Origin of the sequence: Malaciobacter canalis (genome assembly GCF_008000835.1) — a bacterium.
GTDB classification, from domain to species: domain Bacteria; phylum Campylobacterota; class Campylobacteria; order Campylobacterales; family Arcobacteraceae; genus Malaciobacter; species Malaciobacter canalis.
This window is the reverse complement of the sequence record NZ_CP042812.1, coordinates 757,094-773,712: the sequence shown is the minus strand read 5'-3', so window position 1 is coordinate 773,712 and position 16,619 is coordinate 757,094. Positions and strand designations below refer to the sequence as shown.

The following is a 16,619-nucleotide window of genomic DNA, read 5'->3' as shown; positions in this document are numbered from 1 at the left end:
TAAAAACTCTTTATGAACAAACTTAATTAATCTTCATTAAACTTTTTATCACTAGCACTTTTTAATATTTCAGATGCAATATTTGAACTTGATTTAGCAATATCTTGAGTATTTCCTGCAACTCTTGAGTTTTCTTGCGTTTGAGCATCAATTTTAGTAACCATTTCATTTACTTGTTCAATACTGATTTTTTGCTCATTTGAAGCTGTTGAGATATTACTAATAATATGTGTAGTCTTTTCTACATTTTGACTTAATTTACTATAACCTGTAATCATAGTATCAGCAATAACTTTTCCATTGTGAGTTTTTGAAGTCGCTTTTTCAACTAAAGTTTTTATTTCACTTGCAGCTTGAGCACTTCTATTTGCTAAGTTTCTAACTTCTGCTGCAACTACTGCAAAGCCTTTTCCTGACTCACCAGCTGTTGCTGCTTCTACTGCTGCGTTTAAACTTAAGATATTTGTTTGAAAAGCGATTTGATCAATTACTGTGATTGCTTCAACAATAAGTTTTGTCTCTTCATTTATTTCATCCATAGCTTTAGCAGTTGAACTTGCAAGTTTTTCACCCTCGTTTATAGCTTGACTTAATTCATTTGAATAATTAGTCATAGTTCTAATATCTTGAGTATTTGCTTTTACAGTATTTGTAACTTCTTCTAAAGCAGAAGCACTCTCTTCTAAAGATACAGCAGTTTCATTTGTAGAGATATTTAACTGGTTTACGTTTTCTAATAGAAGTTGAGATTTTTCATTTAAAAGCTCACCATTAAGCTTATTTGTTTGAAGCATTTTTGTTATGATTTGACAAAGTTGATTTATCTTTATAGCAATATTTCCTGTAGGATTTTTTATTTCGTTTGTAAAATCAAGTTGTGAATATGATTCTAACACTGTTTTAATTTGAACAATATCATCATTTACATCCATTCTAATAGACTTAATCATCTCATTTAAAATATCTTTTAACTCATTTAATGATGAGTTTGATGTTTGCTTTGTAACCTCGCATGATAAATTACCATCTTTTATACTTCTAACAATCTGTTTTACTTCTTGAATAAGAAGCTCTTCTTGTTTATGAGAAGTTTCAATAATTTGCATTTGCTCATCAACTATTTTACCCATTTTTCCAAACTCATCATTTGAGTTTATATTTAACTTTTCAATAGTTTTCTTTTCACCTTTTAAGTAGCTAAAAAATGAATAAAGACCATCTTCAAATTTTCCTAAAGGACTTAAGGCTTTATTTAAAAATAGATATAAAATAAATAAAATCACAGATAGTAAAACAATAAATAAAATCACTGTTTTTTGAATATCTTTTTTAATTTGTCCAAAGATATTCTCTTCAGCAACTTTAATAAGAATACTCCAATTTAATGTTTTTATTTCATGAAAAAATACATGCTGTTCAATACCCTCTTCTTCATCCACAAGGTATCCCTCTTTATTTGTTTTCATTCCATTAAAAAACTTAGTAGTTTTTCCCATGAATTTCTTATCTTTATGAATTAAAATCTCTCCATCGTTATTATCTACAACATAAGCATATCCACCTTGTGTAATATCAGCAGAAGATAGTTTATTTATTAATACATCCAAAGCAATATCTGCTCCTAATACTGCAACTAATTTGTTATTTTTATAAATTGGTTTATATAAAGTTACTACATAAGTATTTAAAGTTTTTCCCCAATAAGGTTTTGTAACTCCAAGTGCTTGTTTCTGTACTGCTTGTTTGAACCAAGGTCTTTTTCTAGCATCAAAATTATCTTTTTCTAAAGTTAAAGTTTTTCCGCCTGATTCAACTTCATTGCCATTATCAGCAAATCCAAGGAAAAATAGACCAAATTCCCCTGCACTATTTCCAAGTTCTAGAGTTTTGAATATATTTTGATTATAAATATTCATCTCTTCTTTTTCTAAAGCTTTAGCGATTGTATTAACTACTGTAATTTTAGAGTTGAAATATACATCTAAATACTCTGCAATATTTTTTGAATTATTCATCTCCTTATTTTTAACTAAAGCAGACTTAGATTCATAAGAATTAATTGCATTTTGGAACCCTAATATTCCAAAAGAGATTCCAACACTAATAAAAATCAAAGTTAATAATTTTGTTTTTAAACTATACTTCCCCATTTGTTATCCTTTTATTCAACAATTTTTCATTATATACTAACTATATAAAAGGACTTAAAAGTGATTTTTTCTTAATTTATAAAATTATTATTTTTTATTAATAGATATTTAAGATTATATTATTCAAAAAAAGAAATTCTATTTTTTCCTGAACGCTTTGCCATATACATAGCTGTATCTGCTTGTTTTATTAGCTCTTTTACACTAAATGTACTATCATGAAATAAAGTTATCCCAATACTAGGTGTAGAGATATTTTCATATCCATTTATAATTTTTATATCATTTAGTGAACCTTTGATTTTAGAAGCTAAAATTTGAATATTGTTTCTTGCACTAGCTTTATCACTTCCAATAAAATCTGCTAAAACAATAAACTCATCTCCCCCAATTCTAGCAAGAGTATCTTCTTTTCTAACTGTTTCTTGAAGTTTTTTAGATACTTCTTTTAGTAAAACATCTCCTGTTTCATGACCTAATGTATCATTTATAGTTTTAAAATTATCAAGATCAATAAATATCAAAGCACCATAATTTTTATATCTTGAAACTTTATTAATAGAGTGTTCAATTCTATCAAATAAAAGCATTCTATTTGGCAAGGCAGTTAAACTATCATGTGTTGCTTGATACTCCAAATATTGTTGTTTTAGTTTTTGTTCACTTATATCATTGTATTGAGATAAATAGTGTTTTACACTTCCATCTTTTTCTTTAATAGCAGTAATTGTAGCTTTTAAAGGTATTTTTTCACCATTTTTCTTTTTATTATAAATTTCTCCTGACCAAGTTCCCTTTTTTAGTATTGAATTCCACATTTGCTTATAAAATTCAGTTGAATGCTCATCAGAACGAAATATATTTGGATTTTTACCTAGAATATCGCCCTTTTCATATCCCATAACATTACAAAATGCTTGATTTACATTTATAATTTTTGCTTCGCTATTTGTAATAATCATAGGTTCATTTGATTCAAAAGCATATGATGCGATTGTTAATTGCTCTTCTTGTTTTGCTTTTGTTTTTTCATAATCTATCTTTTCTAAAGCATACTCCATATCAATAATCATTTTATTAAATAAAATCTCTATTTCATTATCAAAAAAGTTTTTTTTCTTTGAATACAAAACCATAAGAGCAGTAACTTTTTCAAATTTTTTTATTGGAAATACAGCAATTGAAGAAAAGTTTTTTGTTTTAAAAAAATCCTCTTTTATATCACTTACTTTTTCTATATTTGAAGTTTTTATTATGTTTTTCCTAGAAATAATTGCCTTTTTAAAAATAGAACTACTTGAATCTTCTTCTTTAAAAACAATATTATCAGGATTTTCACCTTTTATAAGCATAATTTTTCTTTGAGATTTTTTAACTTTATAAATAAGTCCTAAAGATATATTTTGATCATTTACAATAGTGCCAAGTAGTTTATTGTAAAGTTTTTTTCTTGTAGGCATTTTTAAAATAACTTTATTTATTTTGTTTAAAACTTTATATATATTTTGCTGTTTTTTTAGCTTATTAAAACTTTGTTGTTGGTTTGAAACAATAACTTTTAATACAAATAAAAGACTGATTAATGTTACAAAAGAGACAAATAAAAAGCTTAAACTTAGTATTTGAGATTTTGTAGCTTGTGATTCAATCTCTTTTGTAAGCTTTAAAACTTCACTACTTACTAAATAATAAAGTTTACCAAATTCATCAATTCTAGAAGAAGAAAATTCCCACCAATCATCTAATTTTAGATTATCTTTATAAATAATCTCTTTTAAATTCTCTCTTAAATGATTTAATCTTTTTTCATATGCAAACTTAATATTATTTGAATAAGCATCAATCTCATTTTTTTCTGCACTTAGTAAAAACTCTTCAATATTTATATCTTGAATAGTATATGTTTGAATTAGTTTTTGATAATTTTCATCAGAGATTTTTTTATCTATGATATACAAAGAAGTCATTATTCTTTCTACTGCTGCTGCTTCTTTTGTAGCTAATAGATTGACTATATATGCAAATTTTGTATTAAAATTTGTTACAAATTTTATAGGTTTTATTGAATATATAGTTGATAAAAGTATATTATTTATCTTAGTATAAAACTTAATTATTTTATTTGAATCAATTTTATTTTCATCAACACTTTTTCTAATCTTTGTAAAATCATAAAAAATATTTTGTACTTTTTTGACACTATATTCTGAATTTTGTGTCTCTTTTTCTATTTTTGATATAGTTACTAGAAACTCTTGATAAACTCTATTTGTAGTCTCTCTTTGCTTTAAAAGTTTATCTTTATATTTTTTTGTATTTAGATAGATTGCTGTGTAGCCTCTCTCTTTTTGAATAGAATCAATAACTTTTTCTGTTGCAAAAATATACTTTACATCATTTTGAATATTATCAACTTGACTTAAAGTATCTATTTTATCAAGAACAAGTATTGTACTAAAGTATAATATACCAATTGCAGGTAGTGTAAATATCAATAAAAGCTTAACAAAAAGAGTATTTCTTAGCAAGATACTTTCCTATATATAGAATTATTTCAAGTGATGATAATACCCAAAAAGGCTTTATACTTGAATTTTAATATTGTAAATTTTATTATTTTTGTTTAAATAGTGTCTTTATGATTAGTTTGGTTACAACTAGAAAAGAATCTTCTAGTTTGCAACTGACATAGCAAATTCTTTTAAAACTTGAGATTGATTTGCTTCTAATCCTTGTTTTATTTGTTTTGAAAAATCATCTGGAAAAATTTCAAACTCTTTATTAAAAAAAGCTTCAAAAATATTAGAAACAATTGATTCAGGTGTAGCTTTTGGCATATCTTGACCTTTTGTCATATTTGTATCAATAGGACCTGGAAGAACTTCATAAACTTCTATTTCATCTTTTGCTAATTCTGCTCTTAAAGCTTGTGTTAGTGAGTGCAATGCAGCCTTTGAAGAACAATAAAGTCCCATTATTGGAAGATTTGCTAAAGCTAAAACAGAAGTGATATTTATAATTGCACCTTGTTTATTTAACTTCTTGCTTAAAATTTTGCATACATTTAAAGTACCATGTACATTTACATCAAAGTCAATTGTACTATCTTCAAAGACTCTTTTTGCACTATTTACACCAGCATTATTTATAATAATATCAAGAGAGTCAATACTATTTGCAAAAGAAACAACATCTTCTTTATTTGTAATATCTAACTTTACAGTTTTTATATTTGATGATAATTTTTCAATCTCTTCTAAAGTTTTTATATCTCTTGCAGCACAATAAATAGTTTTAGCACCCAAAGCAATTGCTTTTTTTACAAATATTGAACCAAGCCCACCATTTGCACCTGTGATAAGAATTGATTTATTATTTAAGTTCATATATATAGCCTTTATAAATATTTTTATTTATATTACTCTCTTATAATAAAAAAGAACTTACAAATTAGTCCCAAAATTACATAAGAAGAGAGTAATATAACTTTCATTTTACATAAAAAAATTATAATTATAAAAATTTTAAGAGGTGAAGATGAGAAAGTTATTAATTTTAACAGTTACTTTTGTTACAACTTTTATATTTATTGCTTGTCAAGAGAATAAAAAAGAGTCAAATGAACTAACTTATGCAAGTACAAAAGATATAAGAGATATAAATCCCCATTTATATAGAGGAGAGATGGCTGCACAAAATATGGTTTTTGAGCCATTGATTATTAATACTCAAGATGGAATCAAACCTTGGCTTGCAAAAAGTTGGGAAATAAAAGAAAATGGGAAAAAATATATCTTTAAATTAAGAGAAGATGTTTTATTTACTGATGGTGTTAAACTTGATGCAAATGTTATTAAAAGTAATTTTGATGCGATTTTAGAAAACAAAGTTAGACACGCTTGGTTAGAACTTGTAAATGTTATAGATTCAACAAAAGTAATTGATAAATACACTTTTGAACTAAATCTAAAAAGCCCATACTATCCAACCCTTACAGAATTAGCTATGACTAGACCTTTTCGTTTTGTTTCACCAAAATGTTTTAAACAAAATGAAACAAAGAATGGTCTTTCTTGTTATAATGGTACTGGACCTTGGATATTAAAAGAACATGAAAAAAATAGTTTTGCACTATTTGAACGAAATAATAACTATTGGAATAAAGCACCTAAAATATCTTCAATAAAATGGAAAGTAATACCTAATCATCAAGCAATATTATTAGCTTTACAAAAAGGTGAAGTTGATTTGATTTTTGGTTCTGATGGAGATATGATAAACTTAAATGCTTTTACTGCTTTAAAAAAAGAGAATAGCTTAAAAACACTACTAAGTAATCCTATTGCTTCAAGAGCTATTCTTATAAACACTAAAAGAGAGATTACAAAAGATCCTCAAGTAAGATTAGCATTGGCTCATGCAATTAATAAAGAAGCTATAATCAAAGGGATTTTGAACAATTCTGAATCAGTTGCAAATACACTTTTTTCAAAAACTACACCCTATTCAAATATTGATTTGAAAACAAAAGAGTTTAATACTAAAAAATCAAATCAATTACTTAAAGATTCAGGTTGGATTTTAAAAGATGATAACTTTAGATATAAAGATGGAAAGCTTCTTGAATTAAAACTATATTACAATGCAAATAACGCACAAGAAAAAGTTATAAGTGAGTATATACAAAGTAATTTAAAAGATATTGGAGTAAACTTAAAAATTATTGGAGAAGAGAAACAGTCATTTTTAGATAGACAAAAAAGTGGTAATTTTGATTTACAATATGCTTTATCTTGGGGAGTTCCATATGACCCGCAATCATTTATCTCTTCATGGAGAGTACCCGCACATGGAGATTATCAAGCGCAAATGGGATTAAAAAGAAAAGCTTGGTTAGATAATACTATTCAAGATATTTTAACACAGTCAAATGAAGAAAAAAGAAAACAGTTATATAAAGAGATATTTACATATATTCATCAAGAAAATGTATATATACCTCTTAGCTATTCAAGAACAAAAGTAGTATTTAATCCAAGGGTTAAAAATATTACATTTAATCTTTCTCAATATGAAATTCCATTTGAAAAGATGTATCTTGAAAAGACAAAATGATAAGATATATAATAAAAAGAGTATTACTTATAGTTCCCCTTTTATTAGGGGTTTCTATAGTATGCTTTATTTTAGTAAATCTAAATCCTAGTAGCCCAGCTGAAGTTACACTAAGAATAAACAACATTACAGTTACTCCACAAGCAATAGAAGAGACAAAAAAAGAGTTAGGTTTAGATAAGCCATTAGTACAACAATATGTTCAATGGATAAAAAATTTGTTAAATGCAGATTTAGGAACTAGCTATGAAACAAAACAACCTGTATTTGATGAACTTATTCAAGCACTACCAGTAACAATATATCTATCTTTTAGTGCTATTTTGTTAATAGCTATTTTTGGTTTTTTAATTGGTATTTTGTGTGCAGTTTATGAAAATAGTTATTTTGATAAACTAGCTAGAGTATTTATCTTTACATCAGCTGCTATGCCTAGCTTTTGGTTAGCTTTATTACTAATTTGGCTTTTTTCTTTAAAGTTCAATATTTTTCCATCAAGTGGATTAGATGGTATAAAAAGTATTATTTTACCAGCTGTTACATTAGCAGTAGCGTATATCTCTACTTTTGTAAGAATTATTAGAAACTCTTTAATACAAATAAAAAGCTCTTTGTTTATTACTTATGCTAAAGCAAGAGGACTTAATAATTTTGAAATATTAAAGCATAAAATAAAAAATGTTATCAATCCATTTATTGTTGCACTAGCTATGTCAATTCCTAAACTATTTGCAGGTACTGTAATTATAGAAAATATCTTTGGTTTGCCAGGACTTGGAAGACTTTGTGTACATGCAATTTTTGCAAGGGATTATCCAATAATACAATCTTATATTCTTTTTATTGCGATTTTATTTATCATATTTAATCTAATAGCTGACATTTGGCTACAAGCAAGAGACCCAAGGTTAAGAGTTTGATATGAGAAAAGATTTTTTAATAAAAATAGTCAATAATAAATTAGCATTAGCAAGTTTGATATTTATAACACTTCTAATAATAACTGGACTTTTTGCGCCTTTAGTATCTCCAAATGATCCATATTTAATCAATCTTGATGACAAGTTATTATCATATAGTTTAAAATATCCTTTAGGTACTGACCACTTGGGTAGATGTGTTGCTTCAAGATTGATTTATGGTATTAGAACTACTTTGTTTTACTCTTTGTTTGCTATGATTATAACAGTATTCTTTGGCTTAATTCTTGGATTACTTGCAAGCTTTTTCAAACTTTTAAGAGTTGTAATTTTAAGATTTTGTGATATTATGTTATCTTTTCCAAGTGAACTTATGATGTTAGCAATTATAGGCTTTTTAGGTACAGGAATTGAAAATATAATAATTGCAGCAATAATATCAAAAGTTGCATGGTACACAAGAATGATTTACTCTTTTACTTTAAATCATGTCAATACTAACTATATACATTTTTCAAAGGTAATTGGCATACCATCAAGAACAATCATAAAAAAACACCTTTTTCCTCTAATACTAAGTGATATAATTATGCTAGCAACACTAAATGTAGGAAGTATTATATTAAGTATTTCGGCTCTTTCATTTTTAGGTCTTGGAGTACAAGCACCAACTTGCGAATGGGGAATAATGCTAAATGAAGCTAAAGAGTTAATGAGTATAAATCCATATATGATGCTACCTCCTGGCTTGATGATACTTTTTGTAGTTTTATCTTTTAATATATTAGGAGATAGTATAAGAGATATTCTTGATCCAACATATAATCTAAAAATAAAAGACAACTCATGAGATATTTAAAAATTGAAAATCTAAGCATAAAAGATAATAAAACAAATGAGATTTTATTAGATGATATAAGTATTGATATTAAAAAAAATACTATTTTAGGAGTTGTAGGAGAGAGTGGAAGTGGAAAATCACTACTTTGTAAAACTATTTTAGGATTAATTTCTAGCAATCTTAATATTGAGGGGAAAATAACACTTAATAATAAAGATATTTTAAATAATAGTAAAATTATAAAAGATAACTTTTGTGTAATATTACAAGAAGCTATAAATGCCTTTAATCCCCTTTATACTATAAATTATCAAATGTTAGAGAGTATTAAAACAAAACAAAGTAAAAAAGAAAAATTAAAAATATGTATTAAATATCTTAGAAAAGTTGGTCTAAAAAGATGTAGTAAAATCTTAAGAAGCTATCCCCATGAATTAAGTGGAGGACAACTTCAAAGAGTTATGATAGCAATAGCTTTAACACAAAACAGAAAAATAATTATTGCAGATGAACCAACTTCATCTTTAGATAGTATAAATCAAAAAGAGATTATAAATATATTGAAAAATTTAAAAGATAAAACAATAATAATTGTTTCTCATGATTTAGCTTTGATTTCTCATATTGCAAAAGATATTATTGTTTTAAAAGATTCAAAAGTAGTTGAAAAAGCAGATGCTAAAACTATCTTTACAAATACAAAAAATGAATATACTAAATTCTTAGTTTCAACACAAGAAAACTTATCTAAAGAGTTCATGTCATGCTTAAAATAGTAAATCTATGGAAAAAATATAAAAAAGAGTTTGTTTTAAAAGATATAAATCTAAATCTTCAAAAAAACTCTTCACTTGCATTAGTTGGTGAAAGTGGAGCTGGAAAAACAACTTTAAGTAGATTGATTTTAGGAATAGATACTCCAACAAAAGGCAATATCAATATAGATAAAAACAGTATGAGTGTTGTCTTTCAAGATTATAGAAACTCTGTCAATCCACTTTTTACAATAATAGAGATTTTAAAAGAGCCATTTTGGTTAAGAAAAATTACTTTTTCAAATGAAAAACTAGAAGATTTATTAAAAACTTTCAATCTTTCAAAGAGTTTATTAGATAAATATCCCCATGAACTAAGTGGTGGACAACTTCAAAGAGTATGTATATTGCGTGCAATTTTGACAAAGCCATCTTTTCTTATCTTAGATGAGGCATTTAGTGCACTTGATGTATCTACAAAATCACAAGTTGTTACATATATAAAAAGTTTAAAAAAAGAGCAAAACTTAACAATTTTCTTAATAACTCATGATTTAGAAGTAGCAACAAGTTTGTGTGAAAATATAAAAATACTTTTTAAAGGAGAAGTTGTTGAGTCATTGAAAACCAAATGTTTAGGACAAGCACAAAATCAATACACAAAACTTTTGATTGATTCAATAATACCTTTAAAAATAAAGGAAACAAATGAGTAAAGAACTACATTTTAAGTATGTAAACAATATCTTTCAAAAGCAAACTAAAGATTATATTATAAAAGAGTATATGAAACATTATGACAATAAACTATCTAAAAGTAGATATGAAAAACTATATAAAAATATGGATAGTTTGATAAACGATACAAAAAACAATGCTTTTTTTATAGCTTTAGATACATCAAATAGTATTGTTGCCTCAATTAGTATATCTATTTTTGATAATAGAATAAAACCTCTTCAACAAAAATACAAAAACAGAAAAATTGCAGAGATTGGAAGATGTTATGTAAAAGAAGAGTATAGAAGACAAGGCATAGCTTCAAAACTATTAAACTTAGCAACTTTATTTGCTATAAACAAAGAGTATGAAAAAATGTACTTACATACTCACTATTTTTTACCAGGGGGATTTAACTTTTGGAAAAAGATGGGATTTTGTATCACACTAGATGAAAAAGATAGTTTACAAACAGTGCATATGGAAAAAAGTTTACAAAATATAAGTAAACATAACCATAAATTAGCTAAGATAATCTTATGAATTACAATAAGATTATCTTCGCACTACTAATGATGTATATTTTAGCTGATATTGTTAAGACTTACTTTTTTTAGAAAACTTCATAAAAAAAGGTAGTAACTTAACTACTAAAAACCCAACTATTGCTCCAAGTAATATTTCACTTAGAAATATTAAAAAACCTCCAATATATTCAATAGTTTTCAAGTAACTATCAAGAAAACTTAAAATATGTGTTTCATGGGCTATGATACCTCCACCCACAGCTAACATAGCTATTGTACCTACAATAGAAATAGTTTTTATTATCTTTGGCATAGAGTTTACAAAAGCAGTTCCTATGCTTTTTGAAACTGCACTTTTTTTCTCTTGAAGATAAAATCCTATATCATCAAGCTTAAGAATAAGTCCTACAAGCCCATAAACTACAACTGTAGCAATAAGTCCAATAAGTACCAAAACAGATAGTTTTGTAATAAAATCACTCTTTTCAACTAAACTTAAAGTTATTACAATAATCTCAAAAGATAAAATAAAATCTGTCTTGATAGCACTTTTAATCTTTTGCTCTTCTAGTTTTTCACTTGAAAGCTCTTTTAAAGTATCTTTTTCACTTTTATGTTCATGATGCTTGCCAAGCTTTTCCAAAATAGCTTCAACTCCCTCATAGGCTAAGTATATTCCACCTAATATTAAAGTAGGAGCTATAAGCCAAGGAGCTAAAAAACTCATAAGCAAAACAATAGGAATAATGATAAATTTATTTTTTAAACTTCCAAGTGCTATTTTATACACAATAGGAAGCTCTCTTTTTGCTGCATTTCTTTTTGCTTGTATTATTGCTTTTTGTCTTATTTGCTCTAATTCACCAATAATCTTCTCTTGCTCTTGCTTTGATAATTTTTGTATATTTTCTTTGAACTCTTTTACACTACTTGCATCTTTTAGCTCTTTTTTCAAAATATCAGATGTAGTTTCGTTTGTAAAACTTGCAATTGCAGCTAAATCATCAATAACTAAAGCAGATGATTTTACACTTGCAAGTTTTGTATAAGTTACTATGTCATCAAAAAGTACACCTACATCATCTAATGAAGTAGCAAGTGTAGTTGTAGCAGTAGCCATAGTTTTACTAGCAAGTGCACTAATATCATCTGATAAAATCGATAAATACCCTAATAATCCAGCCATTTTATTCCTTATATTGATAAAAATTTTTTGTATTTTATTTTATTTTCTATTAATTTGAACTTCATAATAAAAACATTTTCTCATATTATAAGTATAGGTTATAATTATTTTATTAATTTTTATTATAATTTAAGTAATTCTTAAGATATATTCATGTAGAATTTTTTTATCAAAAGAAAAAGATTATCCTTTAGGATAATTAAAAAGGAATGTTTATGGCATGCGATACTGGTGCAAAACCAATAGCACAGAAAAAAGAAATAATAAATAACGATGAAATAATTGAAAAAAAGGAAATAAAAATGAGTTCAAGTTTAGTACTAAGAAAAGCTCCAGAGTTTAAGATGGAAGCATATGATGCAAAGACAGGTCACTATACAGAAGTAAATAGTGAAGATTATAAAGGTAAATGGCATGTAGTTTGCTTTTATCCAGCTGACTTTACATTTGTTTGCCCTACTGAAATAGCAGCAATGAATGCAAAATATGATGAGTTTCAAGAATTAGGTGTAGAAATACTTGCAGTATCAACTGATACAAAGTTTTCACACAAAAGATTTGTGGAAACTGAACCTATTTTAAAAGGTCTAAAACTTACAATAGGTGCTGATCCAACTGGTGAAGTTAGTAGAAATTTTGGTGTGATGATTGAAGAGCAAGGAGTTGCTTTAAGAGGAAGATTCTTAATCAATCCAGAGGGTACAGTTGTAGCACAAGAAGTACAAGCACCTATGGTAGGAAGAAATGTACATGAATTTTTAAGACAAGTAAGAGCTTGGCAACATGCAGAAAAAACTGGTGAAGTTTGCCCAGCAGGATGGACTCCAGGTAAAAAAACACTTCCAGTAAATACTGATGCAGAGCAAATGACAGGAAGAGTTGGAGATTATATTACTATTGAAGAAATAATGTCTTAATAACTTAGATTTAAGGAAACTCTCCTTAAATCTATACCACTTCTTATATCTTAAAAACTTTTTTAATAAAAAATTATACTTTTACTTTACTTCTTAATAATTATCATAACTTTATGTTGATATAATTCAATTTATCAAACGCGACCGTGGTGAAATTGGTAGACACGCTATCTTGAGGGGGTAGTGCCTTAGGGTGTACGAGTTCAAATCTCGTCGGTCGCACCATCTAATAAATCATTATAACTTACCTTTAAATGCTTTATCTAAAATAGAAGCTTTTAGTACTTTTAAATTTCTTATTTTTATTTTTTTAATAGAAAAAAATTTATCTTTTATTGATGATATATAATATATGAATTTTTTCCTAACTTTTTATGCTTAAAAAATTACTTCTACTATTAATTAAGCTTTATTTCATTTGTTATTATTTATAATTTTTATATAATTCCCTCGTAAGCCTATATACTAGAGATATAGCCGAGGGTATAATTCTTTTAATCAATACTTTTCCCAATTAAAATTGATTTATTTCACTCACCAAACTATTGATTTCATTGTTATTATCTTTAATATTTTAAAATAATTTAATAAGTTATTTATATTCAACCACTTTTTTTAGTTTAGGATTATTAGTACTTATATCAAAATCTTCAATTTCTAAAATTAGTCTTGACTTAGTTTTTTTTATATGATAAAATCATCATATGATAAAAATATCATATGAAAGGATTTATATATGAAAAAAACATTTAAAGCACAAAATATAGCTTGTTCGGGTTGTTCGAACCTTATAAAATCATCACTAGAAGATAGTTTTGGAACTATAGAGGTTAACTTAGATGTTGAACCAAAAGAGGTTACAGTTGAAATTGCTGATGATACAAAAGAAGCAACTTTTAAAGAAGAGATGAAAACTCTTGGATTTGAGATTATAGAATAGTAGTATGAGTAATCCTAAAAAATTGACTAGGTCATGCTGTGAGGGCATAAGCCATATTCCTAAAATAAGAGAGGTCTTACCAAGTGAAAAAAACTTAGTTGAAATATCTAATGTTTTTAAAGCCCTAAGTGACCCTACTCGTGCAAAGATGCTATATGCGTTATTGGATTATGAAATATGCGTAGGAGAGATGGCAAATCTTTTAGAAATACCCCAATCTCATGTATCACACCAACTAAGAATTTTAAAAAAGTATGGCATAGTCGATTTTGAAAAAGATAAAAAGATGTCATTTTATTATATAAAAGATGAATACATTAAAGACCTTCTTAAGCTAATTTTAGAAGAAAAGGAGTGATATGTCAAAAGAGAAAATCAATTTAAACATTTCAGGGATGACTTGTGTAAATTGTTCAAATGGAATTGAAAACTTTTTAAAAAGACAAGATGGAGTTATTGATACAAAAGTAAGTTTTGCTTCAAGTGAGGGTGAATTTACTATTGATTCAAAACTCTATTCAAAAGATAAACTTGTTGCAAATATTGAAAAACTTGGATACAAAGTTGAAGATGATTTTGAAAAATTAGAGCAAGAACAAATAAGAAGTTTTCAAAAATTAAAACAACTATTTACTACTTCTATGTCATTAACTATTGTTATTTTTGCACTTATGTTTTCAAATATTTTTGAAGATGAATTAAATAAAAAAATCATATTTATATTTGCTACAATTGTTCAGTTTTATTGTGGTGGAAGATTTTATAATCTTGCATACAAAGCATTAAGCAATAAAAACTTTGATATGAATGTATTAGTAGCTTTAGGTACAAGTGCTGCTTACTTTTATTCGGTTTTTGTGCTTTTTGCACCATGGCTTTTCCCAGAAAACTTAAGATTTGTATATTTTGATGGGGCTGCTGTTATTATTAGTTTTATTCTTCTTGGAAGATATCTTGAAGAGCGTTCAAAACAAAAAGCAAGTGATTTTTTAAAAAAACTTATGAATTTAGCTCCACAAGAAGCTAATCTTATACAAGAAGATGGAAATATCAAAACTGTTTTAGCAAATAGTTTAGAAGTTGGAAATAAAGTTCTAATCAAATCAGGTGAAAAAATCCCAATTGATGGAAAAATCATAGAGGGTAAAGCAGATATTGATACATCTATGATTACAGGTGAATCTATGCCTGTATTTAAAGAACTTGATGATGAAGTACTATCAGGAACACTAAATACAAATGGCGTGATAAAAATAGAAGTTTTAACAAAATCAAAAGATACTACACTATCTAAGATTATTCAACTTCTAAAAAGTGCTCAAAGTAAACAAATTCCAATAAGTAGATTTGCAGATAAAGTTGCAAATATTTTTGTTCCAAGTGTTATTGCTATTTCTATTCTTACTTTTGTTGTATGGTCACTTTTAGGAGATATGCAAACAGCTATATTAGCTTCAATTAGTGTTTTAATTATCTCTTGCCCTTGTGCTTTAGGACTTGCTACACCAATTGCTATTGTAAGTTCAGTAAGTAGAGGTGCAAAAGAAGGACTTCTAATAAAAAACCCCGAAGTTTTAGAGATAATAAAAGATATAAAATATGCAGTTTTTGATAAAACAGGTACATTAACAAAGGGTGAAATAAGTGTTGAAACTACTGACATTGATGAAAAATATTTCAATACAATAGCTTCTATTGAAAAGTTAAGTGAGCACCCTATTTCTAAAGCTATTGTCTCTTATATTGAAAATAAAAAAACATTTGAAAATATAGAGATTGAAGATGTTGAGATTATTGCTGGAAAAGGTATAAAAGCAAAAGTTGAAGGAAAACTTGTCTTATTAGGAAATGAAAAACTTCTAAGTGAGCATGATATATCTATACAGGATAAGCATAAAAAGTTTTATGAAGAGCAACTTAATAAATCAAATGGAGCAATATTAGCCTCAATTGAAAATGAAACTATTGGTTCATTCTCTTTAGTTGATAAATTAAAAGATGATGCAAAAGAGCTTATTTCAAATATTAAAAAAAGAGGTATAACTCCTATTTTACTTACAGGAGATAATAAAATCACTGCTTCAAAAATAGCTTCAAAGCTAGATATAAAAGAGGTTTATAGCGAAGTTATTCCTACACAAAAATATGATGTTATACTAAAACTTCAAGAAAAAGCAAAAGTTATGTTTGTAGGAGATGGGATAAATGACGCTCCTTCAATCAAACAAGCAGATATTGGAGTTACTTTAAACTCTGGTTCTGATATTAGTAAGGATGCTGGAGATATTATTTTAATTAACAATGAGCTTTTATCTGTTGAAAAGAGTATAAAACTCTCAGTTGAGAGTATAAAGATTATAAAACAAAACCTTTTTTGGGCATTTGCTTATAATACTTTAGGTATTCCACTTGCAGCTGGTGTTTTATATCCAGCATTTGGACTTATGTTAAGTCCTATGTATGCAGGAATTGCCATGAGTTTTAGCTCTGTTGCAGTTGTATTAAACTCACTTAGATTAAAAGTCAAAAAGTTTTAACATAAAAAAAG

14 protein-coding genes and 1 tRNA gene are annotated in these 16,619 nt (G+C 26.7%); 11 read left to right on the top strand and 4 right to left on the bottom strand.

Annotated elements, in window-relative coordinates:
• Positions 1–26: 26 nt before the first annotated feature.
• From ACAN_RS03840 to ACAN_RS03830, 3 genes are all read right to left on the bottom strand, one after another.
• Complete coding sequence (locus ACAN_RS03840) at positions 27–2,150, bottom strand: methyl-accepting chemotaxis protein (RefSeq protein WP_099334924.1); 2,124 nt, start codon at positions 2,148–2,150, stop codon at positions 27–29.
• Between the two features lie 119 nt (positions 2,151–2,269).
• Positions 2,270–4,678: a diguanylate cyclase domain-containing protein gene (locus ACAN_RS03835; RefSeq protein ID WP_099334925.1), complete on the bottom strand. Its 2,409-nt coding sequence runs from the start codon at positions 4,676–4,678 to the stop codon at positions 2,270–2,272.
• A gap of 144 nt (positions 4,679–4,822) precedes the next feature.
• On the bottom strand, positions 4,823–5,536 hold the full coding sequence (locus ACAN_RS03830; RefSeq protein ID WP_099334926.1) for an SDR family NAD(P)-dependent oxidoreductase: 714 nt from the start codon (positions 5,534–5,536) through the stop codon (positions 4,823–4,825).
• Between the two features lie 151 nt (positions 5,537–5,687).
• On the opposite strand from ACAN_RS03830, the gene nikA reads away from it, so the two are divergent.
• The 6 genes from nikA to ACAN_RS03800 are packed head-to-tail and all read left to right on the top strand — an operon-like array spanning position 5,688 to position 11,044.
• Positions 5,688–7,265 carry a nickel ABC transporter substrate-binding protein gene (gene nikA / locus ACAN_RS03825; protein WP_099334927.1) on the top strand — a complete coding sequence of 526 codons (1,578 nt, stop codon included), beginning with the start codon at positions 5,688–5,690 and terminating at the stop codon, positions 7,263–7,265.
• On the top strand, positions 7,262–8,185 hold the full coding sequence (gene opp1B, locus ACAN_RS03820; protein WP_099334928.1) for a nickel/cobalt ABC transporter permease: 924 nt from the start codon (positions 7,262–7,264) through the stop codon (positions 8,183–8,185). Before nikA ends, opp1B begins: the two co-directional genes overlap by 4 nt.
• A gap of 1 nt (position 8,186) precedes the next feature.
• Positions 8,187–9,035, top strand: coding sequence for a nickel/cobalt ABC transporter permease (gene opp1C / locus ACAN_RS03815; protein ID WP_099334929.1), 849 nt, complete (start codon positions 8,187–8,189; stop codon positions 9,033–9,035).
• Entirely contained in the window at positions 9,032–9,802 is a 771-nt protein-coding gene (locus tag ACAN_RS03810) for an ATP-binding cassette domain-containing protein (protein ID WP_099334930.1), read from the top strand. Before opp1C ends, ACAN_RS03810 begins: the two co-directional genes overlap by 4 nt.
• Entirely contained in the window at positions 9,790–10,497 is a 708-nt protein-coding gene (locus tag ACAN_RS03805; RefSeq protein WP_099334931.1) for an ABC transporter ATP-binding protein, read from the top strand. Before ACAN_RS03810 ends, ACAN_RS03805 begins: the two co-directional genes overlap by 13 nt.
• Positions 10,490–11,044 carry a GNAT family N-acetyltransferase gene (locus ACAN_RS03800; RefSeq protein WP_099334932.1) on the top strand — a complete coding sequence of 185 codons (555 nt, stop codon included), beginning with the start codon at positions 10,490–10,492 and terminating at the stop codon, positions 11,042–11,044. Before ACAN_RS03805 ends, ACAN_RS03800 begins: the two co-directional genes overlap by 8 nt.
• Before the next feature lie 54 nt (positions 11,045–11,098).
• On the opposite strand, the gene ACAN_RS03795 is transcribed toward ACAN_RS03800, so the two are convergent.
• Entirely contained in the window at positions 11,099–12,214 is a 1,116-nt protein-coding gene (locus ACAN_RS03795; RefSeq protein ID WP_079579811.1) for a DUF808 family protein, read from the bottom strand.
• A 215-nt stretch (positions 12,215–12,429) separates the two neighbouring features.
• On the opposite strand from ACAN_RS03795, the gene ACAN_RS03790 reads away from it, so the two are divergent.
• From ACAN_RS03790 to ACAN_RS03770, 5 genes are all read left to right on the top strand, one after another.
• Positions 12,430–13,131 carry a peroxiredoxin gene (locus tag ACAN_RS03790; RefSeq protein ID WP_079579810.1) on the top strand — a complete coding sequence of 234 codons (702 nt, stop codon included), beginning with the start codon at positions 12,430–12,432 and terminating at the stop codon, positions 13,129–13,131.
• A gap of 140 nt (positions 13,132–13,271) precedes the next feature.
• Positions 13,272–13,356: transfer RNA gene (locus tag ACAN_RS03785), tRNA-Leu, on the top strand.
• 511 nt (positions 13,357–13,867) lie between these two features.
• Positions 13,868–14,071, top strand: a complete 204-nt coding sequence (locus ACAN_RS03780) for a heavy-metal-associated domain-containing protein (RefSeq protein WP_079577420.1) — start codon at positions 13,868–13,870, stop codon at positions 14,069–14,071.
• A gap of 4 nt (positions 14,072–14,075) precedes the next feature.
• Positions 14,076–14,429, top strand: a complete 354-nt coding sequence (locus ACAN_RS03775) for an ArsR/SmtB family transcription factor (protein WP_079577419.1) — start codon at positions 14,076–14,078, stop codon at positions 14,427–14,429.
• A 1-nt stretch (position 14,430) separates the two neighbouring features.
• Positions 14,431–16,608, top strand: a complete 2,178-nt coding sequence (locus ACAN_RS03770; protein ID WP_099334933.1) for a heavy metal translocating P-type ATPase — start codon at positions 14,431–14,433, stop codon at positions 16,606–16,608.
• The last annotated feature ends 11 nt before the right edge of the window (positions 16,609–16,619 follow it).